Here is a 10303-nt window from a genome sequence, read left to right as displayed (position 1 = left end):
GGGTTTCGGCGCAGCGGGCGCGGCCGCTGCCTTGGTCGCGGTCGCCGCGTCAGCCTTCGGTTCGGTGTCGGTGGCCGGGGCCGTTTCCGTCGTGGCCTCGGTTGCCGGCTTAGCGGCCGGAGCCTTCTTGGCGCCGGGTCGCTTGGCACCGGCGGCCAACCCCAGGCCCTTAACGGGCGCTGCGGGTGCCTTGGGTGCCTCGGCCTCGGGGCTCGGCTGCGCCGCCGGGGTCTCCGCCGCGGGCGCTGTGGTCTCCGCGGCCGCCTTCTTGGCGCCCGGCTTCTTGGCACACCCTGCGATCCCTAGGCCCTTGGCGGGAGCCGGGGCCGCCTTGGCGGCTTCGGTCGCCGCGGGGGCTTCCGCCGGAGCCGTCACGGCGGTGGCCTTGGGCTCGGCTTTCGCGGCCCGTTCCTCCGCCCGCTTCGCGGCGGTGCCCTTCTCCGGCAGCGTCGCCTTGTCGTACTCGAGCGATCCCAGCAGGATCTGGGCGACGTCAAGCACTTCGACCCCGCTGCGGCCGGCCTCTTCCTGTCGGTCGTTGACCCCGTCAGTGACCATCACCCGGCAGAACGGGCAACCGGTCGCGATCGTCGCGGTGTTGGTGGCCAGCGCCTCGTCGACGCGTTCGTGGTTGATGCGCTTGCCGATGTGTTCTTCCATCCACATCCGCGCGCCCCCGGCGCCGCAGCAGAAGCTGCGTTCGGCGTGGCGCGGCATCTCAGTGAGGTTCGCCCCGGCGAAGCCGATCAGCTCGCGCGGCGCCTTGTACACCTTGTTGTGCCGGCCCAGGTAGCACGGGTCGTGGTAGGTGATGTCCTGCGAGACCGGCGTCACCGGCACCAGCTTCTTGTCCCGCACCAACCGGTTGAGCAGCTGGGTGTGGTGCAACACGGTGTAGTTGGCGCCGAGCTGGCGGTACTCCTTGCCGAGGGTGTTGAAGCAGTGCGGGCAGGTGACCACGATCTTGCGGTCGACGGTCTCCACACCTTCGAACACCCCGTCCAGGGTTTCGACGGCCTGCTGGGCCAGCTGCTGGAACAGGAACTCGTTGCCGGAACGGCGGGCTGAGTCACCGTTGCAGGTTTCGCCGGTGCCGAGCACCAAATACTTCACCCCGGCGATGGCCAGCAGCTCGGCCACCGCCTTGGTGGTCTTCTTGGCCTTGTCGTCGTAGGCGCCGGCGCAGCCGACCCAGAACAGGTACTCGAAGCCATCGAAGCTGTCCACGTCTTCGCCGTAGACCGGAACGTCAAAGTCGACCTCGTCGATCCAATTGGTACGGTCACCAGCGTTCTGGCCCCACGGATTGCCTTTGTTCTCAAGGTTTTTGAACAGCACCAAGAGTTCCGACGGGAACTCCGACTCCATCATCACTTGGTAGCGACGCATGTCTACGATGTGATTGACGTGTTCGATGTCGACCGGGCACTGCTCGACGCAGGCGCCGCACGTCACGCACGACCACAGCACGTCGGGATCGATCACGCCGCCCTGCTCGGCAGTCCCGACCAGCGGGCGCGCCGCCTGCTCGGGTCCATGTCCGGGCACCCGGCCAAAGCCGGATTCCGGGACATGGTGGCCCTTCTCGTGGGTGGTCTCGAGATCCAGGCCCTCCAGCGGCTCGGCCTTCTTCTCGCCAAGGATATAGGGCGCCTTGGCCATCCAGTGGTCGCGCAGGTCCATGATGACGAGCTTGGGCGACAGCGGCTTACCGGTATTCCAGGCCGGACACTGCGACTGGCAGCGTCCGCACTCGGTACAAGTGGCGAAGTCGAGGTTCGCCTTCCAGGTGAAGTCCTCGATCTTGCCGCGGCCGAAAACGTCGTCCTCGCCGGGATCTTGGAAGTTGATCGGCTTGCCGCCGGACTCCATCGGAAGCAGCGGGCCCAGGCCGTCGGGCAGGCGTTTGAACGTGACGTTGATGGGCGCCAGGAAGATGTGCAGGTGCTTGGAGTGCAGCACGATCAGCAGGAAGATCAGCGCGACCGCGATGTGGGCCAGCAGCGCGAGGGTTTCGACCCACTCGTTGACCGTGGGGCCCAGCGGCTGCATCAGCGCGCCCATCGCGTGGGAGAAGAAGGCCCCGTGGCCGTAAGGGAAGTCGCCGGTGTTGACGGCGGCGCCGCGGAAGATGGCGTAGCTCAAGATGACCAGGAAGATCATGAACAGGATCAGCCAGGCGCCGCCGATGTGCGAACCATAGAAGCGTGACGAGCGGCCGTGTTCCTTTGGCTCGCTGCGCAACCGGATGATGGTGAAGGTTGTGATGCCGGCCAGCACCGCCAGGGCGATGAAGTCCTGCAAGAAGCCCAGGGCGTTCCAGCGGCCGACGATCGGGATGTGGAAGTTGGGCTGGAACAGCGTGCCGTAGGCCTCGATGTACACAGTGATGAGGATGAAGAAGCCCCACATGGTGAAGAAGTGGGCGAGGCCGGGAACCGACCACTTGAGCAGCTTGCGCTGACCGAACACCTCGGAGACCTGCGCCCAGATGCGCGAACCGATGTTGTCGGTGCGGCCGGTCGCGGGCTGGCCCGCCATGACCAGCCGGTACAGCCACCAGACGCGTTTGAGTGCCAACGACACCACTACCGCGGTCAAGCCCAGGCCTAGCACCAGTCGTATGAGCGTCTGTGTGGTCACAGAAGGTCTCTCCCCACGCCTCGTCACCCAGCGAAAATTCGTTCGACCTTTGCTAGCTCATAGTGACATCTGCACCGTTACCGTCGCGAGAAAGGCTGACCTAACCGCCGTTGTTGCAGGTCGTTGACCAGCGGCTTAGCCGTTCGGAGCAAGCATCGCACGGATCATTAATAGAGCATCTCTGAGCGCGGCCCGGCGCCCAGTCGGCGGCGTATCCGGGCCACGTGATGCTCAACCGTTTTCGCCGAGATGAAAGTTGCGTGCCGATGTCCCGGTATGGCATACCCAGCAGCAGGAGTTCGGCAACCTCGCGTTCGCGCTGCGTCAGCGCAGACCCTGACGGCGGCTGCGCTGACGGCGAAGCCGCGCTGTGCGTTTGGTCACCGGGGGCCTCGTCCGGGGTGGCTCCGACCTTCAGGTCGCGGGCGAGCTGCAGCATCGCACCGGACACCTTGCCATCGGGTGTCTGCAGCGCGGCCTGACCAGTCAGCCGGGTGGCGTCGGAAGTCAGGCCATACGTGCGCGAGCGCGCGCCGCCGCGGTGACCTCGTCGACGTCGACCTGGATGGCCAGTACCCGCAGCCAGGTGCGGCCCGCGCCCGACAGGGTGTGCGCCAGCGTGCTGACCGCGGCCGCCGCGCCGAGGGCCTGACCGTGCGGCGCCACCAGCTCCGGCGCGTTGGCGAGGATCCCGGCGTGCACGCCCGCCAATGCAGGGGGTGGACCACAGTGCTGGATTGCCCAGCGAATCCAGCAGGGCGAACGCCCGCTCCAGGGTGTGGCGCAGCTGCTCGACCTGGCGCATGCGCACGGCCGCGACCCACAACTCGCCCAATGGCAGCAGGGCGAACAGATCGACGGAGTGCTCGGCGAGCACTTCCATGCCCGCGTACCAATGCTTGTGCAGCGCACCGGCATCCCCGCTGCGACGGGCGATGGCGGTCTGCAGCGTCGCTGCTCACAATGCGTCACGGCGGTGCAGCTGGACGGAACCGGCTGCGACGACATCCGCGCCGGCCGCTGCCAGCTGCCCGTCCTGCATTTTGATCCAGGCCCCCAGCAGTGTGTGCCGAGAGTGGAACACCGCGTCGCTGTCGGCGTGCACCGCGCGGCCGATCACGCTGCGGGCCCGGACCGGATCGCCGGCATGTATCGCGGCCAGGGTGACCAGCCTGGTGGGGCTGTCGAGCAGGACTTCGGTCATGGGTTGCGCGGACGCGATGGCCTGGCCGAGTCGCGCGATCGCTGCCGGGTAGGGCTGATCCATGGTCAGCAGCAGTCCCTCGGCGAGACCGCGCGCGGTCCGCGCGGCCATGGTTGGAGGCCCGGAATCCTTGATCTGAAAGGCATTACGTGTGGCGGCGAGGTCTCCGGTCGCGGAGAACACGATCGCTGCGGACGCGCCGGCCACAGCGTCCGGTTGCGGGCCTAGCCAGCCGAATAATTCCGCCGCTTGCGCCGCGTTGCCGTCATGTGTGGCGACGCTGGCCGCGCCACGGCACCGACCATACTGACCCGCGTCAGAACGTGGTGACCTTCTCTACGCTGACGAACATTCCGTGTCCGGTGCGCCTGTTGGTGAACTTGGTGCCGGCTTCGGAAGCGTCGATGGTCCAGCCCTGCGCGTCGTAGATCTTGTAGTCGATCGTGACGGTGGGGATCGCCCCCAAGTTGCCCAATATCCACTGCACCGTGCCGCCAGAGGTGATGTGGACGCCGTTGGCGTGTTCACCGTCCTGCATAGGTGAGTTGGTGAATGGTGCCTCGCACCCCACGCTGTCCTTGTTGATCTGGCAACGGGTTGTGCCGGACTTGGTTTCGATGAAGACGTAGCCGTTCTGGTCGGGTGGCAGCGGAATGGCGCTGGCCGGGGTGGTGGGGCTCGCCGGTGGCGCCGGAGTTTGGCTGGACGGCGGTAGGGCGCCGCTCGGCCGGGGTGTCGGGAACGCGGGCTCGGTCGGCCCGGTGCCCGGCGTGGCAACCGGCCTGCCCTCGATGACGGAGCTGCAGCCGGACGTCAGCGCGGGGCCCGCCAGCACGGCCACCAGTAGCAGCGAGCCGCCGGCCAAGCCCCGCCGTGCCTTGTGGTATAACCGCACGCGTCGCTCCCCGAAGATCTGAGATGTCAGACGTAGAGTACGCACGAGGAGGGGAAAGCTGCGGTGGCGACGCGCCCTTGAGACGCCGATGATAACGAAGCGTTATCGTCGAATCCGGGCTCGATTGCCGCGGGCCAAGCCCACTCAGAGACCGAGCAGCCGCTCGGCGTTGCGGTGGCTGATGCGCGCACGCTCGTCATCACTGAGCGGGAGGCCGTCCAGGAACGCACGGGCGGCCTTCATCGACCCGAACGGGATAGTCGGCGGAAACGCTCACCGGTCAATGCCGACCTGTGAGACCAGGTTGGCCGTAGGTGGCCTCGTTGTTGAAGTTGGCAAAGGTGTAGTTGACGTTCTTTCGCAGGTACCAGCTGACCAGGTGCTTGAGGCCGGTCAGTTCCGGCCTGAGTGTTGCGTCGAACCGCGGCAGCATGAACGACATTCCCTTGCCCATGTGGCCGATGATGATCTGCAGGTCCGGGTAGGTGTCGAATACCCCGCCGAGATTCATGCGCAGCACGCGCGTGGAGGTGTTGATGTGCCAGCCCCACCCCACGGTCGCCAGCGCGAACGTCACCTCGGGCGCGAACCCGGCGTAGCAGGACTCGATGACGCCCGCCGGCGGGATCGTCGTGTGCAAGTAGATGGGGGCCTTGAGCGTCGCCGCGCGATCGAAGATCGGCTCGAAGAACGGGTCATCCAGGTAGCGACCCTGGCTGTGCCCGTTGATGACCGCGCCGAGGAAACCGAGCGTACCTATCGCCTGCTCGACTTCCTCGGCCGCGGCATCTGGTGCACTCGTCGGCATCGTGGCGAAACCCGCCAGCCAGTCGGGGTAACGCCCGATCGCGGCGGCGAGTTCATCATTGCATTCCCGGTCCAGCTCAACGGCTTTCGGCCCGTCCAGCTGCTCGACACCGGGCGTCGCCAGCGGCAGCACCGCGAGGTCGACCTCCGCCTCATCCATCGCCGCTATGCGAGTCTCGTCCATACTCGGCGATGGCGTTCGATCACGCCCGCGCGGGACGCCAGCCAGCTACCCGGTCCACGCAGAAATCTGTCGGTGGCGAAATGCTCTTCAAGTGCGATGGTGCGCAAGACGCTCCTAACCTTCCAGCACGCGGCTGGCGGCGGTCCAGTACGGCAACTCTTCGCACTTGGCGGCCCACCGGATCGTCTTGGTGTAGGCGTATTCCGACAGCGTCTCCTCGGCGTGCTCGGCTGAAGCCGCTGTGTCCGACCCCACCGAAGCCCGTCCCGATCGCGATCCGGAAGTAGTTGTTGACGAACACGGCGCCGGCCCACCTTTCACTTGCCGGGCACCGCGTGCAGCAAGCGGTGCCCGGCAAGTAAGCACCGACTGGATCAGCTCCACCATCCGCAGCACCACCGAGGGCGTCTGCTCCGGTGGCTTCAGCACGACGGCGTTACCGACGGCGAGCGCCGGGGCGATCTTGTCCGCGGTGTGAATCGGCGGCCAACGACGAACTGGTCGTCGGTGGAAGGAGAGGACCAGCGAGTCCTGGTCCTTGTCAAGGCGGGAGCTTGCAGAGTCATTGGCACGTCCAGCAGGTTGGGGGTTTGATCATTCGCCGGGCGGTCAGAACGCTTGACGAAATCGACGCTACGATCACCTGCTGCATCTGGGCCAGCGACATGTTCTGATGGACGTTAGCACGTGCGGTGATAATAGCTGTGTGGAGCTTCGCCATCTTGAGTATTTCCTTGCGGTCGCAGATAACCGGAGCTTCACCGAGGCCGCGAAGAAATTACACGTCGTCCAATCGGGTGTGTCGGCGACGATCAAGGCCCTCGAGCGTGAACTGGGAGCGGAACTGTTCGTCCGCGGTCCGAGCGGAGTGGAGTTGACCGCGGCGGGCGTGGAGTTGCGTCCGCGCGCTCGTGAGACTCTGGACGCGGCCCGCGCCGCCAAGGACGCCGTCAACGCCACCCGCGGTTCTATTCGCGGCACGGTGACGGTGGGGGTCCTGACGTCGATCAGTGTGATCGACATGCCCACGGTGCTCGCGGAGCTGCACACCCGCCACCCCGGGGTGAATGTTCACCTGCGCGCGGCCAGCTCCGGGTCGGCCGGTTTGGCCAGCCAGCTCCGCGATGGGGATCTCGACGTGGCGTTTCTGGTCTTCACTGGGCCGCCGCCGGCCGATCTGAACGCCCGGCTGGTCGCTTCGGTTCCGCTGCTGCTGGTCGTGCCCGCTGATCATACTCTCGCCCAACGGGATTCGGTGGAGCTGGCGGAGCTGGCGGGCATGTCGTTCGTGGACGGCCCGCCGGGATACGGCACCAGAACCGTGATCGACAACGCGTTCACCGCCGCCGGCGTCGAGCGGACCGTCACGGTGGAGGTCGCCGATCTGGGCACGGCCGCGACCTACATCCGCAACGGTCTGGGCATCGGTTTTCTGAGCCGGACCATCCTGGACGAGATCGACGATTTAGGCTTGGCCACGCTGCGGGTGAGCGACCACGACCTGGAGTGGCGGCTGTTCGTCACCACGTCGGCGGCCCGGTCGATCAGCGCGGCGACCCGGGTCGTGCTGGACCTGATCGAAGAGATCGCGTCCCGCTGACTACCCCGCCAGTGCCGTCTCGGCGCACTCGATCGGCGCATCCTCGGCCGCCGCGTAGCCGTAGCGTTCGATGAACTCACCCTAGCGTTCGGTGACGACGGCGCGTTGTTCGGCCGTCAATTGGTAGCTGTTGGTCCGGTAGGTCGCCTTGTCAGACAGATACTGGCGCAGTCGCGGCAGGTACGACTCGAAGTCGCCCAGTTTCAGGTGCTCGTACAGCCAGCGCAGCTGACCCTCGGGATCGCTGATCAGGTCCTCGTAAGGCTTGATGACAAATTGAGTGTACTAGACTCAATATTGGGTTTTGACAGGTCAGCGCTCACGAGGCAGGATTGAGCGGGGTTCACTCAGCATAGTGGCACCAAAGAAGCCCTACATCAATCAGGAGGAATCACTATGGCTCGTGCGGTCGGTATCGACCTCGGGACCACCAACTCCGTCGTCGCAGTGCTCGAGGGTGGTGACCCTGTCGTCGTCGCCAACTCTGAAGGCTCACGGACGACGCCATCCATCGTCGCGTTCGCCCGCAACGGTGAGGTGCTCGTCGGTCAGACCGCCAAGAACCAGGCGGTCACCAACGTCGACCGCACCATCCGTTCGGTCAAGCGGCACATGGGCACCGACTGGTCCGTCGAGATCGATGGCAAGAAGTACACCGCTCAGGAGATCAGTGCGCGCACGCTGCAGAAGCTGAAGCGCGACGCCGAGGCATACCTGGGTGAGGACATCACCGACGCGGTCATCACTGTGCCCGCGTACTTCAACGATGCCCAGCGTCAGGCGACCAAGGAAGCCGGCCAGATCGCCGGCCTGAACGTGCTGCGCATCGTCAACGAGCCGACCGCAGCGGCGCTGGCATACGGCCTGGACAAGGGCGAGAAGGAACAGACCATTCTGGTTTTCGACCTTGGGGGTGGCACGTTCGACGTGTCCCTGCTCGAGATCGGCGAGGGTGTCGTCGAGGTCCGCGCCACCAGTGGCGACAACCACCTCGGTGGCGACGACTGGGACGACCGGATCGTCAACTGGCTGGTCGACAAGTTCAAGGGCACCAGCGGAATTGACCTGACCAAGGACAAGATGGCGATGCAGCGGCTGCGTGAGGCCGCCGAGAAGGCCAAGATCGAGCTCTCCAGTTCGCAGAGCACCTCAGTCAACCTACCGTACATCACCGTTGACGCCGACAAGAACCCGTTGTTCCTCGACGAGCAGCTGACTCGCGCCGAGTTCCAGCGAATCACGCAGGATCTGCTGGACCGCACGCGTCAGCCGTTCCAGTCGGTCATCAAGGACGCCGGCATCTCGGTGTCCGAGATTGACCACGTTGTGCTGGTGGGTGGTTCCACCCGGATGCCGGCGGTCACCGATCTGGTCAAGCAACTGACCGGCGGCAAGGAGCCCAACAAGGGCGTCAACCCCGACGAGGTTGTGGCCGTGGGTGCCGCGCTGCAGGCCGGTGTCCTCAAGGGTGAGGTGAAAGACGTTCTGCTGCTGGATGTCACACCGCTGAGCCTGGGTATCGAGACCAAGGGTGGCGTGATGACCAAGCTGATCGAACGCAACACCACCATCCCGACCAAGCGGTCGGAGACCTTCACCACCGCGGACGACAACCAGCCGTCGGTGCAGATCCAGGTCTACCAGGGTGAGCGTGAAATCGCCTCGCACAACAAGCTGCTCGGCTCCTTTGAGCTGACCGGTATCCCGCTGGCCCCGCGTGGTGTCCCGCAGATCGAGGTCACCTTCGACATCGACGCCAACGGCATCGTGCACGTCACCGCCAAGGACAAGGGCACCGGCAAGGAGAACACGATCAAAATCCAGGAGGGCTCCGGCCTGTCCAAGGAAGAGATCGACCGGATGATCAAGGACGCCGAGGCGCACGCCGAGGAGGACCGCAAGCGCCGCGAGGAGGCCGACGTTCGCAACCAGGCCGAGACCCTGGTCTACCAGACGGAGAAATTCGTCGCTGAACAACGGGGCGCAGCGGCCGAGTCCGGTGGTTCGAAGGTTCCCGAGGACACCTTGAACAAGGTGGATGCCGCGGTGGCCGAGGCCAAGTCGGCGTTGGGCGGCACCGACATTGCCGCGATCAAGACGGCGATGGAGAAGCTGGGTCAGGAGTCCCAGGCTCTGGGTCAGGCGATCTACGAAGCCACCCAGGCGGCCGGGGCGCAGGCCGGCGGTGCAGAGGCAAGCGGTACATCTGCTTCCGCTGACGATGTCGTGGACGCGGAGGTGGTCGACGACGACCGGGAGGCCAAGTGAACGAAGGCAATCCGCAAGAACCGGTGACTGTGACCGACAAGCGGCGGATTGATCCCGAGACCGGAGAAGTGCGGAACGCCCCTCCCAGCCCTGCTAGCCCGGGGCCGGGAGGGGATACACCGACGGCCGCCCCGACGGACTCCGCCGCAGATGACGGCACCAACAAGGTCGCCGAGCTGACCGCCGATTTGCAACGGGTGCAGGCTGATTTCGCCAACTACCGGAAACGGGCATTGCGTGATCAGCAGGCCGCGGCGGATCGGGCCAAGGCCACCGTGATCAGCCAATTGCTGGGCGTGCTGGACGATCTCGAGCGCGCCCGTTCACACGGTGATCTGGAGTCGGGTCCGCTGAAGTCGGTAGCCGACAAGCTGGACAGCGCACTGACCGGGCTCGGTGTCGTGGCGTTCGGTGCCGAAGGCGAAGACTTCGACCCGGTGCTGCATGAAGCCGTCCAGCATGAGGGCGATGGCGGCGAGGGTTCCAAGCCGGTGATCGGCACGGTCATGCGCCAGGGCTACAAGCTGGGCGAGAACGTGTTGCGTCACGCCCTGGTCGCCGTCGTCGACACGATCCCGGACGACGGCGACGCCGCTGTTACGGCCGAGCCCGCCGAGACCGAATCGAGCGATACCGACGAAAACGCTGCCGCCGCCGGTGAATAAGGCACAGAATCAGAACAACAGCCAGAAAGGTGGGAGG

Annotated in this window: 7 protein-coding genes and 2 pseudogenes; 3 read left to right on the top strand and 6 right to left on the bottom strand. The window is 65.7% G+C overall.

Going from position 1 to position 10303, the window contains the following annotated elements; all coding sequences use genetic code 11:
- From FQ389_RS01690 to FQ389_RS17630, 5 genes and pseudogenes are all read right to left on the bottom strand, one after another.
- On the bottom strand, positions 1–2643 hold a 2643-nt coding region (locus tag FQ389_RS01690), incomplete at its 3' end, for a 4Fe-4S dicluster domain-containing protein (RefSeq protein ID WP_144205913.1).
- 135 nt (positions 2644–2778) lie between these two features.
- Positions 2779–4141, bottom strand: a pseudogene (locus FQ389_RS01695) (LuxR C-terminal-related transcriptional regulator); the annotation flags it as partial.
- A 22-nt stretch (positions 4142–4163) separates the two neighbouring features.
- A complete protein-coding gene (locus FQ389_RS01700) occupies positions 4164–4742 on the bottom strand; it encodes a hypothetical protein (protein WP_144205914.1) in 579 nt (192 codons plus the stop codon).
- Between the two features lie 280 nt (positions 4743–5022).
- Complete coding sequence (locus FQ389_RS01705) at positions 5023–5709, bottom strand: amidohydrolase family protein (protein ID WP_260860407.1); 687 nt, start codon at positions 5707–5709, stop codon at positions 5023–5025.
- Positions 5710–5847: 138 nt separating this feature from the next.
- On the bottom strand, positions 5848–6162 hold the full coding sequence (locus tag FQ389_RS17630; protein ID WP_407662722.1) for a hypothetical protein: 315 nt from the start codon (positions 6160–6162) through the stop codon (positions 5848–5850).
- A 277-nt stretch (positions 6163–6439) separates the two neighbouring features.
- Between FQ389_RS17630 and FQ389_RS01715 the strand changes: the two genes are divergently transcribed.
- Complete coding sequence (locus tag FQ389_RS01715; protein ID WP_144205916.1) at positions 6440–7333, top strand: LysR family transcriptional regulator; 894 nt, start codon at positions 6440–6442, stop codon at positions 7331–7333.
- Between the two features lie 84 nt (positions 7334–7417).
- Here FQ389_RS01715 and FQ389_RS01720 read toward each other — a convergent pair.
- Positions 7418–7600 (bottom strand): annotated as a pseudogene (locus FQ389_RS01720) (sulfotransferase family protein); the annotation flags it as partial.
- A gap of 129 nt (positions 7601–7729) precedes the next feature.
- Between FQ389_RS01720 and dnaK the strand changes: the two are divergent.
- The gene (gene dnaK / locus FQ389_RS01725) at positions 7730–9601 is read left to right on the top strand and encodes a molecular chaperone DnaK (protein ID WP_144205917.1); all 1872 of its coding nucleotides are present in this window, start codon (positions 7730–7732) and stop codon (positions 9599–9601) included.
- Positions 9598–10266, top strand: a complete 669-nt coding sequence (gene grpE, locus FQ389_RS01730) for a nucleotide exchange factor GrpE (RefSeq protein WP_144205918.1) — start codon at positions 9598–9600, stop codon at positions 10264–10266. The genes dnaK and grpE overlap by 4 nt, the downstream gene beginning before the upstream one ends.
- Positions 10267–10303 lie beyond the last annotated feature (37 nt).

Source organism: Mycobacterium tilburgii, assembly GCF_902168065.1.
Taxonomy (GTDB): domain Bacteria; phylum Actinomycetota; class Actinomycetes; order Mycobacteriales; family Mycobacteriaceae; genus Mycobacterium; species Mycobacterium tilburgii.
Note: the sequence above shows the minus strand (reverse complement) of the source record. Positions and strands in the feature narration are given on the sequence as shown.